Here is a 19,462-nt window from a genome sequence, read left to right as displayed (position 1 = left end):
CGTGCCTTCCGCGGTTGGCCGTACGGGCTGTCCGGCCGAGATCTACAACTTGTGCTCAGACGCCCTTGAACCACTCCGCCGGCTTCGGTGCCGTGTTGTGCCAGATGTGCTTTGTTTCCTGGTATTCGGCCAGGCCGGTCGGGCCGAGCTCGCGCCCGTTTCCGGATTTCTTGAAACCGCCCCATTCCGCGGCGGCGGTGTAATAACCGAAGTCGTTGAGCCACACCGTGCCGTGCCGCAAAGCGCGTACCACCCGCTCGCCGCGGGCCGGATCCGACGTACGCACGCCGGCCGCCAGGCCGTACTCGGTGTCGTTGCCGAGCCGGATCGCCTCGGCTTCGGTGCGGAAGCGTTCCACCGTCAGGATCGGGCCGAAGGTCTCCTCCTGCACGATGCGCATCGACCGGTCGCAGCGATCGAAGATCGTCGGCAGGTAGAAGCTGCCCGCCTGCAATGCCGGATCACTCGGCCGCGCCCCGCCGGTCACCAGCTTGGCGCCCTCCGAGATACCCAGCGCGACATAGGCTTCCACCTTCTCGCGGTGCTGCTCGGAGACCAGCGGACCGGTTTCGCTGGCCGGGTCGAGGCCGGGGCCGACCCGGATCCGCTCGGCCCGGCTCGCCAGCTCGGCGACGAAATCGTCGGCGATCGTCTCCGCCACGATCAACCGGGTGCCCGCCGAACAGACCTGCCCCGAATGCAGGAACACGCCGGTCAGCACCTGGTCGACCGAACTCGCCCAGTCGGCGTCGGCGAACACCAGGTGCGGATTCTTGCCGCCGAGCTCCACCGCCACCTTGGTGACGTGCTCGGCGGCGACCTTACTGATCGTGCGGCCGGTCGCGAGACCGCCGGTGAACGAGATGAAGTCGACCTCGGGAGTGCCGGTCAGCGCCGCACCGAGCACCGCACCGCTGCCCTGGACCAGGTTCAGCACCCCCGCGGGCACCCCCGCCTCCTCCGCGAGCCGCGCGAATTCGATCGTGCTCAGCGGGGTGACCTCGCTCGGCTTGAGCACCATGGTGCAGCCCGCGGCCAGCGCGGGCGCGACCTTCCACGACATCTGGAGCAGCGGATAGTTCCACGGCGCGATGAGCACACAGACGCCGATCGGCTCGCGCACCACGCGGCTGAGCACCGCCGGATCGCCCACGTCGATCAGCCGGTCGGCCTGTACCGCGATCGCGCTCGCGTAGTAGCGGAACACCGAGATCACATCGTCGATGTCGATCTCGCTCTCCACCAGGGTCTTTCCGGTGTCCGCGGTCTCCAGCCGGGCCAACCGGTCCTTGTCGCGGGCCAGGAGATCGGCGATCCGCAGCAGCAGGGCCGCCCGCTCGGCGACCGGCGTCGCGGGCCAGCTACCCGCGTCGAACGCCGCGCGGGCGGCGGCGACGGCCGCCTGCGCGTCGCGCGGGGTGGCCTCGTCCACCGTCGCCACCACCGAGCCGTCGGCCGGATCGATGATCTGCCGCACGCCGCCGTCCTCGGCATGCGTCCATCGACCATCGATCAGCAGATCCGGATCACCGTTCATCTCATGTCACCTCACGTCACCGATACGACAGGACAACCACTCGTGGAACTCCGCGATGTGATGCTCGGCGGGCACGAGCACCCCGCCCTTACGGTAGGCGCGCGAGGACATGGTGGGTTGCGTTCGCTCGCATGCCGCGAAATCCTGCTCGTTCACTCGATGGAACAATTCGACGGAGCGGGACACATCTCGTCCCGCGGCGACCACATCCTTGGTGTACAACCAATCGCATTCGACGATAGTGCGGTCCGCGGACATCGGGAACATCCGGTGGAAAATAATGTGGTCCGGGACCAGATTGACGAAGACCGTCGGCCGGATCGTGATGGCGTAGTAGCGGCGGTCCTGTTCGGGAGTAACCCCCGGCAGGCGGTCGAAACCCGGTGAACCGTCGACGGTGAATCCGGCGATATCGGCGCCGAATTCCGCGCCGTGGCCGACGAACACCTGTGCGGCCAAACCCTGCGCGAATTCGGGCAGCACCTCGGTGAGTTCGGGATGGATGGTCGCGCAGTGGTAGCACTCCATGAAGTTCTCCACGATGAGCTTCCAGTTCGCCGCCACGTCGTAGACCACCCGGCGGCCCACCGCCAGCGTCTCGATCTCGTAGGCGCCGATCGCGCCCGGGTCGCCGAGCCGTTCGGTGACCGCGCCCACCACGTCGTGCTCGAACACCGGTGGGTCGTCGGCGAGGCAGACCCACGCGTAGCCGAGCCATTCGCGCAGCGCGACCGGGATCAGGCCGTAGGCGACCCGATCGATATCGGCGCCCGTCGCGTCCTTCAGCGCCGCCATGTTCGGCGCGGCGACCAGTTTCCCGTCCAGGCCGTAGGTCCACGCGTGATACGGGCACTGCAGGTTGCGACGCACCTGGCCCTGGTCCTCGGTGCACAGCATCGCGCCGCGGTGCCGGCAGATGTTCAGGAAGGCGCGCAGGGCGCCGTCGCGGCCGCGCACGATCAGCACGCTCTCCCGGCCGACCTGCACCCGTTTGAACTGCCCGGCCTGCGCGAGATCCGCGGATCTGATGGCGCAGAACCACATTCGCTCGAACAATTGCTCCTGCTCGGCCGCGAAGACACCGTCGTCGACGTACCACTTGCCACCGAGCGTCGGGATGAGCGCCGGGGTGGTCACCGGCGGCGGATCGGTCATCATGTGGTCACCAGCCTTTGCGGGTCGAACAGCGCGATGGGGTGTGTGGTCGAGCCGTCGATGACCAGATCGGCCAGCACCTCCCCCACCACGGGGACGAATTTGAAGCCGTGCCCGGAGAAGCCACAGGCGATGGTGACCCTGGTACCGCCTGGATGCCGGGCGATGACGAAGTGCTCGTCGGGGGTGTTGGAGTACATGCAGGTCGCGGAGTGCACGCACGGCCCGGCCAGCGCAGGCAGCAGCGCGGAGACCCGGGTGCGCATCTCCTCGATCTCGTGCGGGTGCACCACCCGGTCGATGGTGTCCGGGGTGCAGACGATGCCCTTGCGGAAGAACGCCATCTTCACCCCGCCTGCCGGGCCGTCGATGGCGGGGAAACCGTAGATCTGCATGCCGGAGGCGTCCTCGGCGATGTAGATCGGCTCACCCTCGAACGCCGCGGTCCCGCCGATCGGTTCGAGCCAGTACAGCACCTGACGTTCGATGGTGATCGGAATGCCGAAGTCCGCCAGCAACTGTGGCGCCCACGCGCCGGGACAGACGACGAGTTGCTCCGCGTGATACGTGGCGCGCGCCGTGGTCACCGTGACGCCGGACGCGGTTTCGGCCCAGCCCAGCACCTCTTCGCCGAACGACAGTGTGGCCCCGGCCCGCAACGCCAGATCGATGTGCGCCTGCACCGTCACCTCGGGCCGGGCGAACCCGCCGTTCGCCTCGTACACCGCGATGTCGTCGGCTGCGGGTGTGAAGTTCGGGAACCGCCGGCGGATCTGCGCCGCATCCCAGACCTCGTGCGGCAGTGACCATTCGCGACTGGCCCGCAGGCTCCCCGCGACCGTGAGACTGTCCGGCGGGCCGAGATACAGACCGCCGGTGAGCCGGAACACCTCCCGGTCGGCGTCGGCCGCCAACTTCGCCCAGAGTTCGTAGGAGCGCAGCAGCAGGGGCACATAGGCCGGGTCCTCGAAGTAGGACTGCCGGATGATGCGCGAACCGCCGTGGCTGGAACCGCGATCGTGGGCGGGGCCGAACTTCTCCAGTCCGAGTACCCGTTGCCCGCGGGACGACAGATGATACGCGGCCGCACTGCCCATGCCGCCGACACCGATCACGATGACGTCGTAGCCCTTTGTCGCCGAATTCATCACGCTCACCTCCTGATCCGGGACATCTCCGGGTCCACCACCGGCTCGGCGTGCACCGTCGCGGCCCAGCGGGTACCGAGGTAGTCGGCCTCGACCGGGTCCCCCACCTCCACGCTCGCGGGCAACCACGCATAGGCGATGGTGCGTTCGACGGTCGCCGAATAGCCCGCGCTGGTCACGTATCCCACGCATTTACCGTCGACGTAGACCGGTTCCTTGCCGAGCACCACCGCGGCCGGGCTGTCGAAGACGATGCTGCGCAGCACCGTTGCCGGAGCGGACGCGTGTTTCAGCGCGTCCCGGCCGACGAAGTCGCCCTTGGTCATCCGCACCGCGAAGTCGAGACCGGCCGCGGCGGGCCGGTGCTCCGCGGTCATGTCGGTGCCCCAACTGCGGTAGCCCTTTTCGATCCGCAGGCTGTTGAACGCGATCCGCCCCGCCGCGATGGCCTCGTGCGCGGTACCCGCCTCCCACAGCAGATCCCAGAGCGCGCCGCCGTATTCGGCGGAGGCGTAGATCTCCCAGCCGAGCTCACCGACGTAGGACACCCGCATCATGGTGACCGGAATCGCGCCGATATACGTCTGGAGGGCCCGGAAGTACTTGAACGATTCGTGCGCCAGGTCGCCGGAGCACAGAGGCTGCACCAGATCTCGGGCGCGCGGTCCCCACACGCCGATACAGCAGGTGCCGCCGGTGATGTCCCGCAGTTGAATCGCCCCGTCGACGGGCAGGTGGCGGGTGAACCAGTCGAAGTCCATCGGGCCGTTGGCCCCCACCTGGAACCGCTGCGGGCCCAGCCGGGCCACCGTGAGATCGCTTCGGATGCCGCCGGTTTCGTCGAGCAGCAGGGTGTAGGTGACCGAACCGACGGACTTGTCCAGGTTGTTCGTGGTGAGCCGCTGGAGCAGCTCGAGCGCACCGGGGCCGGCCACCTCGTACCGGGTCAGCGGCGTCATGTCGAACAGCGCGACGTGCTCTCTGGTCCAGCGGGCCTCGGCGATCGAGATCGGCGACCAGAACCGGCTCGACCACGCGTCGCGCTGCGGGAACGGCACACCTTCGTCGCGAAGCCGTTGCGCCAGCGCGGCATTGGCCTCGTACCAGGCCGGGCGCTCCCAGCTGCCGCCCTCGAAGAAGAACGCGCCCAGCTCCTGCTGACGGGCGTAGAACGGGCTGGTGCGCAGGCCGCGCAACTTCGTCCGGAACTGGTGCGGATGGATGATGTCGTAGACCTCGACGAAAGCCTGGGCGCTCGTCTCCAGAATGAACTGCGCGCTGCGCGCGACGTCCTCGAAACGGTAGAGGTCGCATTCGTGCACGTCGGTGCTCGGCGCGCCCTCGATGATCCATTCCGCCGTCGCCTTCGCCACGCCCGCCGAATGGGTCACCCAGACCGCCTCGGCCACCCAGAATCCAGCGAGGTCGCGGTGCTCACCCATAACCGAGAAGCCGTCCGGGGTGAAGGAGAAGATGCCGTTGAACCCCTCATCGGGTTTCGAATCCCCCAGTGCGGGAAGCAGTTCCCGCGACGCACGCCACGCGGGCGCGAAATCCGGGTCGGTGAACGGCAGCATGGACGGCATGGCCTCGCTCGCGGTCGCCGCGGCCAGGGTGGACATATCCACCGGCATCGGCGCGTGACCGTAGTAGCCGATGCCCATCCGGTCACCGTGCTCGCGATAGTAGAGGTCCTGATCCTGATGTCGCAGGATCGGCAAGGGAGCCGTACCCGGTGCGCCCGCGCGCTCGGCCAGTGTCGCCAGGCTCCCGGTCTTGGCGTACTGGTGCGCCATCGGCACCAGCGGCACGACCAGGCCGACCTGCTTCGCCAGCTCCGCACCCCAGAATCCCGCAGCGCACACGACGATATCGGCGGGAATGGTTCCCTTGGCGGTGACGACGCCGGCCACCCGGCCGTCGCGCTCGGCGATGCCGAGCACCTCCTGGTCGGGCAGGAAGCGCGCACCGCGTGCGGTCGCGGACCTCGCCTGGGCTTCCACCGCGCGCACCGCATTCGCCAAACCGTCTGTCGGAGTGTGGAATCCACCGAAGATGCGGTCACCGTCGAGCAGCGGGTAGAGCCGCACGCATTCCTCGGCGCTCAGCAAACGCCCTTCGACACCCCACGATTGGGCCCAGCCGGCCTTGCGGTGCAGGTCTTGCCAGCGTTGCGGTGTCGTCGCGACCTCGAGACCGCCGACCGGGTCGAACGCCGGACCGGCCGGGTGATCGAGTCCGCGGAATTTCTCGGTGGTGTAGCGGGCGAACTCGGTCATCGTTTTCGACGGATTGGTCTGGAACACCAAACCCGGTGCGTGCGAAGTGGATCCGCCGGTGACGAACAGTGGTCCGCGATCGAGCACGGTGATATCGGCCCAACCTCGTGCGGTCATTTCATCGGCCAGCGATGCCCCGACGATCCCGGCTCCGATGACGACAACTTTCCGGTGAGCCAAAGGGTGCCTCCGTTGTTGCTAGTAGCGCAACGAATTCGTATTACGCAACAAATAGTCCGCCTTGCACCGCGTGCTGTCAACCGCTGGAAACCGGCCGTTCACCGGGCGATTCCGGGGTTGACGCCTCCGCGACACCGATGCACACTGTTGCGTATCGCGATTTATGTTGCGCTCTAAGCAACTCATGGAGGGTTTATGGAATCCCTTGCCAACCACACCGCGACCTCCGGGACTGAGCTGTTCGTCGCAGACCTGACCGACCTGCCGGTCGGCGAGGCCGCCACCGTGCACCCCGACGGCGGCTCGCCGATCGCGGTATTCCACACCGAGAGTGGACTTTTCGCGATCGACGACACCTGCACCCACCAGGATGCGTCACTGGCCGACGGCTGGGTGGAGAATTGCACGGTCGAATGCCCTTTGCACGAGTCGTGTTTCGACCTGCGCACCGGGCAGGTCTCGGGGCCGCCCGCCAAAATCGGTGTGCGCACCTACCCCGTGCGGGTGCACGACGGTGCCGTCGTGGTCACGGTCCGGCCATGAGCGTCGTCGTGGTCGGCGCGTCACTGGCCGGGTTCTCACTGGTTCGCGAGTTACGCGAGCGCGGCTACGGCGAATCGATCACCGTCGTCGGCGACGAAGCGCACGCCCCGTACGACCGCCCGCCGCTGTCGAAGGAATTCCTGCGCGACGACGTCGATCTCGCCCTCGGCGCGGTCGGTGACGATCCGGGAACCCGCTGGATCCTGGGTCACCGAGCGGTCGAAATCACCCGGGCCGCAACCGGTCCCGGTGTCACACTGGCCGACGGGACAGTGCTCACCGGGCGTTCGCTCGTGCTCGCCACCGGTGCCCGCGCCCGGCCGCTGCCCGGCGCACCGGCGCTCGACGGGATCCACACGCTGCGCACCGTCGACGACGCGCGCGCGATCCGGGCTTCGCTGCGCACCGCCGGTGCCGTCGTCATCGTCGGCGCCGGTCTCATCGGCTCCGAAATTGCCTCGACCGCAGCGTCTTTGGGGGTGCAGGTGACCGTGATAGAACTCGCGGCTGCACCACTGGCCGGTGTATTCGGTCCACTGCTCGGCGCGCTGTGTGCCGGCCTGCACGCGGCCAACGGGGTGCACCTGCGCACCGGCGTCGCCGTCGCAGAATTCCGTGGCTGTGGCCGGGTCGAGGCCGTGCAACTCACCGACGGCACCGTGTTGCCCGCCGATACCGTGATCGTCGGCATCGGTGCGATACCCAATACCGAGTGGGCTCAGCATTCCGAGCTGCGGATCGACAACGGATTCCTGACCGATTCGCGGTGCCGCACTTCGATTCCCGGCATCTACGCTATCGGCGACTGTGCTCGCGCCTTCCACGACGCGCTGGGCGGGCACCACCGCAGCGAGCACTGGTCCAACGCCACCGCCCAAGCGCGGATCGCGGCCGCGGCCGTGCTCGGCGCGCCCGCCGACCGTGCGCCGACCGCCTATTTCTGGTCGAAGCAGTACGGCCACATGATCCAATTCGCGGGCGAGCACCGCGCGGGCGACACACTCCGGTTCCTCGACGGCGACCCGTCGACGCCCTCGTGCACCGCACTCTACGAACGCGGGGGCGAACCGGTCGCCGTGTTCGCGATCGACAACGCCCGCCTGTTCACCCGCTACCGCAAACAGATCGAGCGCCGGCCCGCGGCCGTCGCCAGCCCGTAGGAGGATTCGTGTCCGAAACCGTTCGCGGCGTCATCGCGCGCAGCAAGGGAACCCCGGTGGAACTCGTGGACGTGGTGATCCCCGCCCCGGGCGCCCACGATGTCGTGGTGCGCGTGCAGGCGTGCGGGGTCTGCCACACCGATCTGCACTACCGCGAGGGCGGCATCAACGACGAGTTCCCGTTCCTGCTCGGGCACGAGGCCGCGGGCATCGTGGAAACCGTCGGCGACGCCGTGACCCATGTGGCGGCAGGCGATTTCGTCGTATTGAACTGGCGGGCCGTCTGCGGTGAGTGCCGGGCCTGTCGCCGCGGACGTCCGTGGTACTGCTTCGCCAGCAGCAACGCCGCTCGGAAGATGACCCTCACCGACGGCACCGAACTCTCCCCCGCCCTCGGCATCGGCGCGTTCGCCGACAAGACCCTCGTACACGAACGACAGTGCACCAGAGTCGATCCCGACATCGATCCGGCCGTCGCCGGACTACTCGGGTGCGGCGTGATGGCGGGCATCGGCGCGGCGATGAACACCGGCGCGGTCTCGCGCGGGGACAGCGTGGCGGTGATCGGGTGCGGCGGAGTCGGCGACGCGGCCATCGCGGGCGCGCACCTGGCCGGCGCCAAGTCCGTCATCGCGATCGACCGTGATCCCCGAAAGCTGGCCTGGGCGGCGGAATTCGGCGCCACCCACCGCATCGACGCCAGTACCGAGGACGTGGTCGAGCGGATCCGGGAACTCACCGACGGCTTCGGCGCCGACGTCGTGATCGATGCGGTCGGCCGCCCCGAAACCTGGCAGCAGGCGTTCTACGGACGCGACCTCGCGGGCACCGTGGTGCTGGTGGGCGTCCCGACCCCGGACATGACCCTCGACCTCCCGCTGATCGACCTCTTCTCCCGCGGTGGCGCGCTGAAATCCTCGTGGTACGGCGATTGCCTGCCCGAACGCGACTTTCCGATGCTCGTCGACCTGTACCGGCAGGGCCGCCTGCCACTGGACCGCTTCGTCACCGAACGCATCTCCCTCGACGAGGTCGAGAAGTCCTTCGACGCCATGCACCGCGGTGACGTGCTTCGCTCCGTAGTCGTCTGGTAGGCCGACCGAGACCGCTAAGACTCTTCGGTGAATCGGTACCAGTGCCCTTCGAACGGCTCGTACCCGATCCCCGGGGATTGCGGTGCGCCGAGGTGCGGCGGCGCGGTTTCCGGGAAGTAGGCGAAACCGCGTTGCGAATTCGACTCTCCCCCTTGGGTGTAGAAGAGGCAGCCGCCGTCGCGGCGGGTGACGAAGGTGATCGTGTAGACGCCCAGGCGGGTGCGGTGGCCGGGGTTGTTGCATTCGACCGCCTGGTCCTGCAGGATGCCGCGGGACAGCTTCCACCCCGTGTCCTCTGGGACGTTGTACCAGACGAGTGCACCGAAGACGGCCAGCACGACCAGCGCGATCAGGCTGTAGAAGAAGGACCGGTAGCGGACCAGGCCGAACAGGCCGAAGAGCAGCGCGATCGCGCCCAGCACGCCGATCGCCAACCACAGCACGACCTTGGTGGGGAAGGTTCCTTCGGCGGCCAGCTGCCAGAACAGGGCTAGGCAGCACAGCAGGATCAGGGCGGTCAAGAGCCCCATCCAGAGTACGAACCAACCTGGCGTGCGGCGCGCGGTCGTGGCGGTGCTCACGGTGATCAAGATACGGGTGCGGGCCGCCACGGACAGCGAAATCCTTCAACCCCGCAGCGATCTCGGGGCAAGCCCGCGAAAACACAGACGCCCCGGTCCACAGACCAGGGCGTTCGCGACTGCCGCGAAATCAGAGCGGCGGGAATCCGGACGAGCCGGTGGCCATCCAGTTCCAGAACATCGCCGCACGATTTGCGAGCAACGCGACAACGTCGAGAACAACGCTTCCCATAAAACTTCCTCACATCCGACAATCTCCAGTGCAGCGCCCAGGGTATCGGATCGGCGTGGCGGCGACCTGGGCGCGAAGTGCCGAGCCCCGGCCGCTGACCGTTCAGATCGCCGAGGTGCCGCCGTCGACGGCCAGCTCCATGCCGTTGACGTAGGACGAATCATCGGAGGCGAGGAACAGCGCGACCGTGGCGATCTCCTCGGGCCTGCCCATCTTGCCCCCGGTATCAACGCCTCGAACTGTGCCTTGGTCTGCGCGTCGAACATCTGCTCCTGGATCGGGGTGGCGACGCGACCCGGGCTCAGCACATTGACCCGGATCCGCCGCTCCCGCAGCTCGTACAGCCACACGCGGGCGAGTGCGTGCAACGCGGCCTTGCTCGCGGCGTAGACGCTGTAGTCCGGCCAGCCCTTCACCGAGGCGATCGACCCGGTCATGAAGATCGACCCACCGTCGTTGAACAGCGGCAGCGCCTTCTGCACCGTGAACAGGGTGCCGCGCGTGTTCAGGCCGAAAGTATTGTCGAATTGCGCCTCGGTGATCTCGCCGAGCTTGGCCGGCTCTGCCGTCCCGGCGCTCGCGAACAGCACGTCGATGCTGCCCCGCTCCCGTTCGACCGTCTCGAACAGCCGGTCCAAGTCGGCCAGGTCGGCAGCATCACCCTGCACAGCGGTCACGTTGCGTCCGATGAACTCGACGGCCTCGTCCAGAGCTTCTTTCCGCAGACCGGTGATGTAGACGTAGCGCACCGGACGGTCTGCAAGCTAAGTACACCGCCCGTTACCCGAACGGGTATCGTGACAGCAAGCAAAGACGAGCTCGTCGCCGAATACCTGCGCCGACACGATCCCGACACCATGCCCGAGGTGTTCGACCGCACCGATCTCACCCCGCGCGAACGACTGCTTGCCGCTTTCGACAAACCACCGTCGATACCGGCGGACAAGGTGACACCGCTGTGCCCCTTCATCGGAGCCGCCGTCGAGCTCACCGACCCCGAGCACCCGGCCCGCCGCCGCGTTCACGACTACAAGGTGTCTGTCGCGGCCCGCTTCGCCGAAACCGCCCGCCTCGCCGGCGCCGCCGACCCCGAACAACTCGGCGAACAGCTCGCGCTCCTCCTCGACGGCGCTTCCGCCCGCACTCGCACACTCGGCGTCGAAACCCTCCCGACCGCGGCCGCCATCGCCGCCGTCCTCATCGACCGCGCCCTCCCCGTAGAACCAGCAGGACCAGAAAGGTCGCAATGAACGTCACCGACATGGTTGCCGAACTACTGGACAAGTATCGAGGCGGCGTCGCCCCCTTGACTTCGATGGGCGATCCCGTGCTACGCCGACCCGCCGACCCGGTGACCGGCCAGATCGACACCACTGTGCTGAAAGAGCTGAGCGAACTCATGCTCGCGACCATGCACGCCACCCGCGGCGTCGGCCTGGCCGCGCCGCAGATCGGAATCCCGTTGCGGATAGCCGTGATCGGCGACACGGCCGAAGTTCCGGAAGAGGTCGTGACGGCGAGAAAACGAATCCCGGTGCCCGACTTCACGATCGTCAACCCGGCCTACACCGCGACAGGCGATCCGGTCGGCTTCTACGAGGGCTGCCTCAGCATGCCCGGCTACCAAGCCGTCGTACCCCGGCCGGAAACCGTGCAGGCCGAATACGACGATCTCGACGGCGTCCGTCACGTCCAGCAGATCACCGGCTGGCCCGCCCGCATCTTCCAGCACGAAACCGACCATCTCGACGGCACGATCTATATCGACAAGGCGCTCACCCGCTCGCTGGCCGCCAACGAAACGTACTTGTCGTGCTGGGCCCAGCCGACACCCGTCGAAGCCGCTGGAGCACTCGGTTTTTCACTGCCGTAACACGCGTTACTCCCTACCTCTTTCGCGCGAGGGGCTACCAGCACACCGCCCTGCACCTGCGAAAGTTGTCCCCCTACGGGATATTCGAATCCTTCGCGGACCAATTCGAACAGATCTGGGGAACAGTCACCCCTTACACGACAACCCAAGGATCGGCCAATGGGCTCACGGCGTGACTACTACCGAGACCCCAACGCACCCACAGCGAACAGCCTTGTCCCCGGCGGTTCAGCGCTGGTCACCGACGATCACGGCGCGATCTTGATGCAACGCCGCGGAGACTCCGGAAATTGGTCTCTACCCGGCGGAACCATGGAGATCGGCGAGTAACCGGCGGCCAGATCGAAGTCAGCGACGAATCGACCGCAGTTCGGTTCATCAGTATCGCTGACCTGGCCGACCTCCCTGTACACGACACAGTGCGTTTGCGGCTCCAGCATCACGCCGAACGACGCAACAAGCCATACCTTGGCTAGCGAATAGCCATCGGCCTCGAAGACCTACGCGGTCCTTCCGCGTCGCCAGCACGAACTGGCACGCCCGTGTGCTATCGGGGAGTTGACCCAGCGGCTGCGCGTTCCCGGCATGCCGCCAGGAGGCGATCCCTGGCGACAGAATGGCCCACATTGTATGGCCACATGACTACGCACACTCGGACTCCCCACGAGCCCGGCGGTGACGGGATTGCCACACAACTGAAGGGAATCCGCAAGTGTATGGATATCGATAATTCCTACTGGAAATAACATAGGTGAGCAGTTACGCTCCAGCTACTTCAGTTTGGTGTTGCGCACAGCAGAACGGCGGACGTCATGTTCGCCGAAACAAGGCGGTGGTTTCCGATGGCCGAGGGTCGATCACTGGTGCAGAGCTGGTGGCACGACCGAGCCGGCTACGACTGGCTCACCGACGTGCTCGGCATTCATTCGGCCCTGCGCTACGTGCGGACCATGATCGGTGCGGGCGGGGCGGTGATGTGCCTGGTCACCGCCGTGTCCCTGATCTCCAACATCGGGCCGCGCAACACCTGGTTCGCGATCGGCTGCTGGCTGATCGTCGGGCTCACCGCGCTGTGGGCGCTGCGCTGGTGGCTGTTGCCCTGGCCGAGCCGGGTGGAAGCACTGTTGTGGTGCGCCGGAGCCGATCTCGCCATCACCTTCGGCGCGCTGGCCGCCGAGCACCGCGTCTACGGCGCCCTCGTCTCGACCCTGATGGTGGTCGTCGGGATGTTCGTGATCTTCCAGGGTCCGCTGGTTCTCGCCCTGCACGTCTGCTGGTCGTTGCTCTCGGGTCTGGTGCTCGTCGTGCTGTTGGTGATCGACGATCCGGTCCACACCGGCGTCGCCGCCGGTGACGTCCGGCTCGCGAGCGCCATCATGCTGATCTTGTTGGCGCTCAACGTGGTCGGACTGCCGACCGTTCAGTTCTGTCACTGGCTATGGCGCCAGCACGCGCTGCTCGACCCGTTGACCATGTTGCTGAACCGGCGCGGACTCGATTATCACCTGTCCTACGTGTTCCGCCCCGAGACCGCGGAGTACGCCTACATGGCCGCGCTGGACCTGGATCGCTTCAAGACTGTCAACGACACTTTCGGCCACTCGTTCGGGGACGAGGTCCTGGTGCGCACGGCCGAGCGGTTACGCTCGACTGCCGATCCGGACGCCATCGTCGCACGAACGGGCGGTGAGGAGTTCGTGGTCCTGGGGCGGTTGCGGGACGAGCCGCTCGCCGCCGTGGCCGAGCGGCTGCGCGGTGCCATAGAAACCATGCCGGGCCTGCCGGTCGCCGTCACCGCCAGCGTCGGTGCCGCCCTGTGTCCTATCACCGCCCTGCGTGATCCGGCGGTCGCGAGATACACCCTGCACCGCTGTGACTTCGCGATGTACGAAGCGAAACGTCTGGGCGGCAACATCGTTGCGTTCGAAGATCCGGAGTCCGCCGACAGCGTTGCAGCCGATGAGCGAAACCCACTCTGCCGCAGGGCAATCACCCCATCCTAGCGGGTTCTCCCGCGTTCACGGCACCGACACAGGCTTATTCTTCGCTCCGTCCACCGTCCGGATTCCGGACGACACCGAGGCCGCCGCAACCTACGCGACGACATCCGGAAGCACCCGATCCAGCGCCCTTTCCGCGAGCCCGGCGATGGTGAGCGACGGATTCGCGGCCGCACAGTTGCCCGGAATCAACGCACCGTCGACGACATACAGGTTGGGACAACCGATTACGCGCCCGTCGAGATCCGTCGCGCGTCCGATCGGAACGCCGCCCAGCGGATGCGCGGTGAGCGAGATCTCCGGCACGAACGGCGCCCCGCCGACCCGGGACGGACCGCACGTCTCGGCGCCCACCGCTCGTGCACGCGCAACGCCGCCGACAGCGAAGCTCGCCGGCTGTCCGAGGCGAACGCCAGCGTCGGCTCGCCGTCGCGCACCGTCCAGGACGGCTCGCACCTTTTCGTCGCCGCCGGGGCGCTCGGGACGACCCGTCTGCTGCTGCGGTCGCGGGCGCGCGGCGGATTGCCCGATCTCACCGAGCATCTCGGCACGATGGTCGGCGACAACGGTGATCATCTCACTTGGCGAGTCGCCGACGAACTGGCGCAGAAAGATCTTCTCGAAGTACCGGCGTACCGGCGCCACCGTGGCCCCGGCGTAGACGATGGACCCGCCACCGACGCAGGCTGTGGTCACGACCCCCACGGAGCCCGCGAGATACGGCTGCACGAGGCCCGCTGTCTTGGTCAGCGTCGGCTCCCCACACCCAGCGCGGGTCGTGATAGTCCAAGGCCGAATCGAAGACGATCGCGTCGTACTGCGACCGAGGCTGCGCCCGCGCCTGCGCGGGCCGCAACAGCGGCGTGCTCCACGTCGCCGCGGCAAGCACCGCAACGCTTTTCAGGAAGCTACGGCGAGATGACGACCGGTGCATCGGTTTAATTCATGCCCGGCTTGTCGAAGCCCAGGTGATCGAACGTGATGTATCCGCCCGGGTATACCCCGCCGCCGGCCTGCCCAGACCGTACCGAGACGCGATTCTTTCCTCAGCGCACAGGGCGTGCGCCGCGACGGGCCGGTGGTCGTCGGTGTCGACGGTAGCCCGCTCAGCGGGGCCGCGCTCGGCGACGCATTCGCCGAAGCCGCAGACCGCGGTACCGAACTGATCGCCGTGCATTGTTGGAGTGATCGGCATTTCGCCGAGTTCGCCGGACATCTCGACGTCGGGTCGATGGGACCGAACTCCGAGACCGCCGAAGACGCCATACTTGCCCCGGCACGGTCGCTCACCGACCATAGCCAACGCAGCGCAGCGGGACTACGAAATACGTTGCCGTCGACTATATTTCGGCATCTATTCCGTATCGTTGGCGTGTGCCTTCGAAGATCGTCCCACGGGTCCGCGCAGCGCGGGCCCATGCCGATGCTGAACAACCCGTTCGGATGCTGTCGCACGCCGGCCGCGTGACGCTGGAGGTACTCGGCGAATCCGGGCAGGAAGCGGCCGTCGTGGATCGCGTTGCCCAGCACCACCCCCCGCGAACAGGCTGGGGTCCGGTGCCCGGTCGACGCGCTCGTCTAATTGATTGTCCCGCATGCGTTGTGCCATGAACTCGGCGACCTGAGCGGTCGAGCCGCCGCCGAGGCATAGACGATGAGCACCGCCGGCACCGCTGAAGGCCTCGACAGCCTCTCGCACCCGCCTACCGCCGGCATCCCCGGGCCCGATCGCAATAGGCCGACCGTGGCGGTGGTGCGGCGGCGGACGCGAATGTCGCCGCGGTCGACATGTCCGAGCGTTGCACAACTGTCGGATAATACGACACATTCGACCCGAACACACCCATTTCCGGGGCAGGTAATCGTACTCTGGATCCGTTGGGAGAGGTGGGTGATGCTAGACGACACCGACCATTCGGCCCGCCGTGGCGGGCCGCATCCGAAGCCGGGGCGAGCACACCCGGCTGAATATCCTACCTCCACACCGAGTTCTGCGCCGTCGATAACCACATCCTATGGCGTCCAACGCTTCAGGATTGTGATCGTCGGCTCGATCGCGTGGGGCTATTTCGGCGACCCCATATACAGCACCACATCGATACGCCCAAATGCGTTCTCCCGGTTGATAACTCACGAGCATACGTTCTACACTGATAGCCATGCGAATTCGATTCGGCCAACACCGTTTCGAGCACTTGATCCGCCGACGCGGATCGGAACAGCGATTTCGCGGGGATACACGCGAATTCGTTGATCAAGTGAACGCAACTTTACGAGAAGGTATGTGGCTCATTGAACTTTGACGGGCGATCACTGCGGCTCCCCCTCCCGATTCCGGTGGTATCCACGTAGCTGCGCGGTAACGCGGGCCCTGGAGCGTCGGAGCTCGGCAGCGATGGCTCAGGTATGCCCGACGGTGGACGATCGACCGCTGGGATCGGATGAAGTAGGAGGCGGTAATGGTCACGCAAATGCTCCGGGAGAGCACATCGCTAGCGGGTCTTCTTCGACACGGCGACAGAGAGTTCCACCGACAACTGCAGCAGGTGCTGAACAACCCGGACTTCGCCGTCACGGAGCGACAGAGCCAGGAACAGCGGCGCCAGAACGCCTACGATCAGCTCCGGGATCTGGTCAAAGAGATCGGTAGCACCCGTGCCGTCGCCACCGACCTGCCCGAGCTCTTCGCGGTCTTCGATTGGTCCGCGGTACTGGCGACCGACTTGATTCCGCTGATCTCCGGCCATTACAACCTTGCGTCGGGCAGCCTGGCCACGCTGACCGATTCCGATTCCGCCGCCCCGTATCTGCGGGACCTGGACGACGCGTCGAGCATCGGTGTGATGTTGCTGACCGAGTACGGGTGCGGCTCCAATATCGGCTTCATGCAGACCACCGCACGGTGGGACAACGACGGATTCGTGCTCGACACCCCGAACCCGCGCGCACGAAAGTTCATGCCCAGCGTCGGCATCCCGGTCGCCCGGGTCTGCGTCGTGGGGGCGCGGTTCATCGACGCGGCAGGTGTCGATCAGGGCGTACACCTGTTCGCCGCGCGACTACGAGACGCGAACGGCGAGCCGTGCGCGGGCGTGCGGATCACCCAGCTCGACCATCAGCCACTGGTCATCATGGACAACTCGGTGATCAGTTTCGATGGCCTGCGAGTCGAGCGCAGCGCCTGGTTGAGCAATGACCTGGCTACCATCGATGATCAAGGCGTGCTGACCTGGCGCGATCAGACGAGCAGACGTCGGGCATTCGCTTCGGCGATCAGCCAGCTGACGGTCGGCCGCTTGGCGCTCTCGTCCTGCCTGAATGCCACGGCACGCGCGGCTCTGTACATCGCACTCCGTTACGCCACTAAACGAGTAGTGCCCTTGACGCCGGTCGACAACCCGTTGATGGTCGATATTCCGCACGTACGCGACACCCTGCTCACCGATTTGGCCGGCACCGTCGCCCGGACCGTCTACGGCAACGCGATCAAGACCTCCCTTGCCGGTAGCGATCTCACCGATCGCGACACGGTGGTTTCGGTCATGCTGGCCAAGCACTTCATCCAGTTGCACGCCTTGGAGACGGTCACCCACTGTCGTATCAAGATGGGCGCGCAGGGCATGTTCAGTGCCAATCGCGTCGCCGACTATCTCGGCGTCTGTCACGCCGCCATCACCGGCGAAGGCGACTGCCATGTCCTGGGTTCCGTCGCCGGTCGGGTACTGGCGAAGGAACTGGCCGGTACGTTGCCCCCGGTAGTGCGGGTGCACGATCCCGAAGATGCCGAGGACCGCCTGCGGCTGCTCGGTGCACGCACCTTGACGATCGCGCAGGAGGCACAGCAGCATCTGGCGTCACCGGCCCTCGCCGACCGACTAGCGGTCATTCCCGAGGCGCTCGACCTCGCCGAGGCGTACTGCACCGAAGCGGCGTTGCGACTGCTCCACGACCACGCCGAGCTTCCTGAAATTGCCGCGGTGCGCGATGTTTTCGCGCTACATCACCTCCTGGACCAGGCCACGTGGTATCTCACCCACGGCCTGCTCGATATCGCCGCGGTCGAGGCTACGCGGAAGCAGCTCCGGCGTGCCATCGATGATCTCGCCGACCAGCTGCCAACAGTGCTGGACGCGTTCGAGCTCGACGACGGAATTCTCGGCGCGCCCGCACTGTCCGAGGATCTGCCCGCCGCGTGGGACGCGCGCTGCGAACGGCGCTGATCCAGCCCTGCGGGACAATCGATGCGGCCGCGGCGCCCCGCTCGGGCTACGCGGCCGCATCCGCGTGCCAGGTATGCCCGAATCCGCAGCGCAGTCGCAATCTTGTTGACAGCTAACAAGATTGCGATTTATTTCCTGGCCCGTCGCGGGTACGATGCTGGCGAAACCGATACCAAGGAGACGTCAGTGCATCCGCAGCACACGCTTCAGGGCTCTACCACCGTCTCGACCCCGTCGATCGAGTTCACCGGTCCTCGAATCGCGATCTGCAGCGAAGAGTTTGCCGCCGATCCGCACCGGTTCTACCGCCAGATGCGGGAGAACTACGGTTCCTTGGTCCCGGTGGAGATGTGGCCAGGGGTGCCGGCAACCCTGGTTGTCAAATATCGCACCGCCGTCCGAATCCTCAACGACTCCGAGCATTTTCCCGCCGATCCGAGCATCTGGCAGAAGACGGTGCCGGCCGATATCCCGATCATGCCGATGATCGAATACCGGCCCAACGCGATCCGCACCAGCGGCGCGGAACACACGCGTTACCGCAGTGCTTTGAACGACGCGTTGGCCGGCATGGACCTCAACTTCCTGCGCTCCATTGTGGAAAGGTCCGCTGTACCGATCATCAACACGTTCTGCCGTGACGGGAACGCCGACGTACTGAGTCAATACGTCCTCCCGCTGGTCTTTTCGGTCTTCTGCGAGGTGCTCGGCTGCCCGCCGGACATCGGCGAGCGAGTCGCCAAGGCCAGCGCGGCGATGTTCGACGGCGTGGACACCGACACGGTGAACGCGATCATGGGCGCCGCGTTGCTCGACCTCACCGCGTTGAAGCGGGCGCACCCCGCCGACGACGTCACCACGAGACTGGTCCAGCATTCCGCCGAATTGTCCGACGAGGAGATGGTGCATCAGTTGGTGCTGCTGTTCGCGGCCGGTGTCGAACCGCCGCTGAACCTCGTGGCCAACACGCTGCTGCTGATGCTGACCGATTCCCGGTTCACCACCGTCGACAACGGCTGTCCGCTCTCGACCAGGACCGCGCTCGACGAGCGGCTGGCCACCGACCCGCCGATGGCGAATTACTGCATAACCTATCCCCGCCAGCCGATCATCATCGAGGGCGTCTGGCTGCCCGCGAATCAACCGGTCATCGTGAGCATGGCGGCCTGCAACACCGATCCGGAGATGAACACCGGAGAGTTTCTGGACAACGGCTGGAATCTGGCGTTCAGCACAGGCCCGCACGCCTGTCCCGCGCACGCTCGTCCGTACGGCATCCTGCTCGCGCAGGAGGTCATCGATCAACTTCTGGATGTACTCCCGGAGTTGCAGCTCGCAGTCGCCGCAGAGGAGCTCGTGTGGCGGCCCGGCCCCTTCCATCGAGCATTGACCACGCTGCCGGTGGTGTTCCCGCCCACTGCGCCGTTGCCGGTGTGACGACCGCCGCCACCGGCGCGGAC

The 19,462-nt window shown here is 66.5% G+C and carries 14 protein-coding genes and 2 pseudogenes; 9 read left to right on the top strand and 7 right to left on the bottom strand.

The window, feature by feature from the left end; all coding sequences use genetic code 11:
• Window positions 1–55: 55 nt before the first annotated feature.
• Genes TY25_RS28820 through TY25_RS28805 form a run of 4 tightly spaced genes read right to left on the bottom strand, consistent with a single transcriptional unit; the run spans window position 56 to window position 6,299 of the window.
• Window positions 56–1,537, bottom strand: a complete 1,482-nt coding sequence (locus TY25_RS28820) for an aldehyde dehydrogenase family protein (protein ID WP_042261193.1) — start codon at window positions 1,535–1,537, stop codon at window positions 56–58.
• A 6-nt stretch (window positions 1,538–1,543) separates the two neighbouring features.
• On the bottom strand, window positions 1,544–2,695 hold the full coding sequence (locus tag TY25_RS28815; protein WP_088606862.1) for an aromatic ring-hydroxylating oxygenase subunit alpha: 1,152 nt from the start codon (window positions 2,693–2,695) through the stop codon (window positions 1,544–1,546).
• On the bottom strand, window positions 2,692–3,840 hold the full coding sequence (gene solA / locus TY25_RS28810; protein ID WP_042261296.1) for an N-methyl-L-tryptophan oxidase: 1,149 nt from the start codon (window positions 3,838–3,840) through the stop codon (window positions 2,692–2,694). The genes TY25_RS28815 and solA overlap by 4 nt, the downstream gene beginning before the upstream one ends.
• 5 nt (window positions 3,841–3,845) lie before the next feature.
• Window positions 3,846–6,299: a GcvT family protein gene (locus tag TY25_RS28805; protein WP_042261191.1), complete on the bottom strand. Its 2,454-nt coding sequence runs from the start codon at window positions 6,297–6,299 to the stop codon at window positions 3,846–3,848.
• Window positions 6,300–6,494: 195 nt separating this feature from the next.
• On the opposite strand from TY25_RS28805, the gene TY25_RS28800 reads away from it, so the two are divergent.
• The 3 genes from TY25_RS28800 to TY25_RS28790 are packed head-to-tail and all read left to right on the top strand — an operon-like array spanning window position 6,495 to window position 9,096.
• Complete coding sequence (locus TY25_RS28800; RefSeq protein WP_042261190.1) at window positions 6,495–6,842, top strand: bifunctional 3-phenylpropionate/cinnamic acid dioxygenase ferredoxin subunit; 348 nt, start codon at window positions 6,495–6,497, stop codon at window positions 6,840–6,842.
• Window positions 6,839–8,002 (top strand): NAD(P)/FAD-dependent oxidoreductase, encoded by a 1,164-nt coding sequence (locus TY25_RS28795; RefSeq protein WP_042261189.1) that lies wholly within the window; start codon window positions 6,839–6,841, stop codon window positions 8,000–8,002. Before TY25_RS28800 ends, TY25_RS28795 begins: the two co-directional genes overlap by 4 nt.
• Window positions 8,003–8,010: 8 nt before the next feature.
• Window positions 8,011–9,096 carry an S-(hydroxymethyl)mycothiol dehydrogenase gene (locus tag TY25_RS28790; protein ID WP_042261188.1) on the top strand — a complete coding sequence of 362 codons (1,086 nt, stop codon included), beginning with the start codon at window positions 8,011–8,013 and terminating at the stop codon, window positions 9,094–9,096.
• A 14-nt stretch (window positions 9,097–9,110) separates the two neighbouring features.
• Here TY25_RS28790 and TY25_RS28785 read toward each other — a convergent pair whose 3' ends face one another.
• Together TY25_RS28785 and TY25_RS28780 are read right to left on the bottom strand one after the other, a co-directional pair.
• Window positions 9,111–9,677, bottom strand: a complete 567-nt coding sequence (locus TY25_RS28785; RefSeq protein WP_146153993.1) for a hypothetical protein — start codon at window positions 9,675–9,677, stop codon at window positions 9,111–9,113.
• 334 nt (window positions 9,678–10,011) lie between these two features.
• Window positions 10,012–10,658, bottom strand: a pseudogene (locus tag TY25_RS28780) (SDR family NAD(P)-dependent oxidoreductase).
• A 48-nt stretch (window positions 10,659–10,706) separates the two neighbouring features.
• Between TY25_RS28780 and TY25_RS44245 the strand changes: the two are divergent.
• From TY25_RS44245 to TY25_RS28760, 3 genes are all read left to right on the top strand, one after another.
• Entirely contained in the window at window positions 10,707–11,159 is a 453-nt protein-coding gene (locus tag TY25_RS44245; RefSeq protein ID WP_226887369.1) for a hypothetical protein, read from the top strand.
• On the top strand, window positions 11,156–11,782 hold the full coding sequence (locus tag TY25_RS28770) for a peptide deformylase (protein ID WP_042261186.1): 627 nt from the start codon (window positions 11,156–11,158) through the stop codon (window positions 11,780–11,782). Before TY25_RS44245 ends, TY25_RS28770 begins: the two co-directional genes overlap by 4 nt.
• A gap of 842 nt (window positions 11,783–12,624) precedes the next feature.
• Window positions 12,625–13,785 carry a GGDEF domain-containing protein gene (locus TY25_RS28760; RefSeq protein ID WP_042261184.1) on the top strand — a complete coding sequence of 387 codons (1,161 nt, stop codon included), beginning with the start codon at window positions 12,625–12,627 and terminating at the stop codon, window positions 13,783–13,785.
• A 90-nt stretch (window positions 13,786–13,875) separates the two neighbouring features.
• Here the strand turns inward: TY25_RS28760 and TY25_RS44875 are convergent.
• A pseudogene (locus TY25_RS44875) lies at window positions 13,876–14,070 on the bottom strand (GMC oxidoreductase); the annotation flags it as partial.
• A gap of 772 nt (window positions 14,071–14,842) precedes the next feature.
• Between TY25_RS44875 and TY25_RS44515 the strand changes: the two are divergent.
• From TY25_RS44515 to TY25_RS28740, 3 genes are all read left to right on the top strand, one after another.
• Entirely contained in the window at window positions 14,843–15,250 is a 408-nt protein-coding gene (locus TY25_RS44515; protein WP_369405389.1) for a universal stress protein, read from the top strand.
• 1,078 nt (window positions 15,251–16,328) lie between these two features.
• Window positions 16,329–18,002 carry an acyl-CoA dehydrogenase family protein gene (locus tag TY25_RS28745; protein WP_042261181.1) on the top strand — a complete coding sequence of 558 codons (1,674 nt, stop codon included), beginning with the start codon at window positions 16,329–16,331 and terminating at the stop codon, window positions 18,000–18,002.
• A 186-nt stretch (window positions 18,003–18,188) separates the two neighbouring features.
• The gene (locus TY25_RS28740) at window positions 18,189–19,439 is read left to right on the top strand and encodes a cytochrome P450 family protein (RefSeq protein ID WP_042261180.1); all 1,251 of its coding nucleotides are present in this window, start codon (window positions 18,189–18,191) and stop codon (window positions 19,437–19,439) included.
• Window positions 19,440–19,462 lie beyond the last annotated feature (23 nt).

The organism is Nocardia brasiliensis NBRC 14402, assembly GCF_000308475.2.
Taxonomy (GTDB): Bacteria; Actinomycetota; Actinomycetes; order Mycobacteriales; family Mycobacteriaceae; genus Nocardia; species Nocardia brasiliensis.
The sequence above is the reverse complement of the archived record's forward strand: the minus strand, read 5'-3'. Positions and strand labels throughout refer to the sequence as shown.

Coding starts and splice junctions, on each gene's coding strand:
- TY25_RS28760 (WP_042261184.1), top strand. CDS start 12,625: ATGGCCGAGGGTCGATCACTGGTGCAGAGCTGGTGGCACGACCGAGCC.
- TY25_RS28795 (WP_042261189.1), top strand. CDS start 6,839: ATGAGCGTCGTCGTGGTCGGCGCGTCACTGGCCGGGTTCTCACTGGTT.
- TY25_RS28800 (WP_042261190.1), top strand. CDS start 6,495: ATGGAATCCCTTGCCAACCACACCGCGACCTCCGGGACTGAGCTGTTC.
- TY25_RS28770 (WP_042261186.1), top strand. CDS start 11,156: ATGAACGTCACCGACATGGTTGCCGAACTACTGGACAAGTATCGAGGC.
- TY25_RS28820 (WP_042261193.1), bottom strand. CDS start 1,537: ATGAACGGTGATCCGGATCTGCTGATCGATGGTCGATGGACGCATGCC.
- solA (WP_042261296.1), bottom strand. CDS start 3,840: ATGAATTCGGCGACAAAGGGCTACGACGTCATCGTGATCGGTGTCGGC.
- TY25_RS28815 (WP_088606862.1), bottom strand. CDS start 2,695: ATGATGACCGATCCGCCGCCGGTGACCACCCCGGCGCTCATCCCGACG.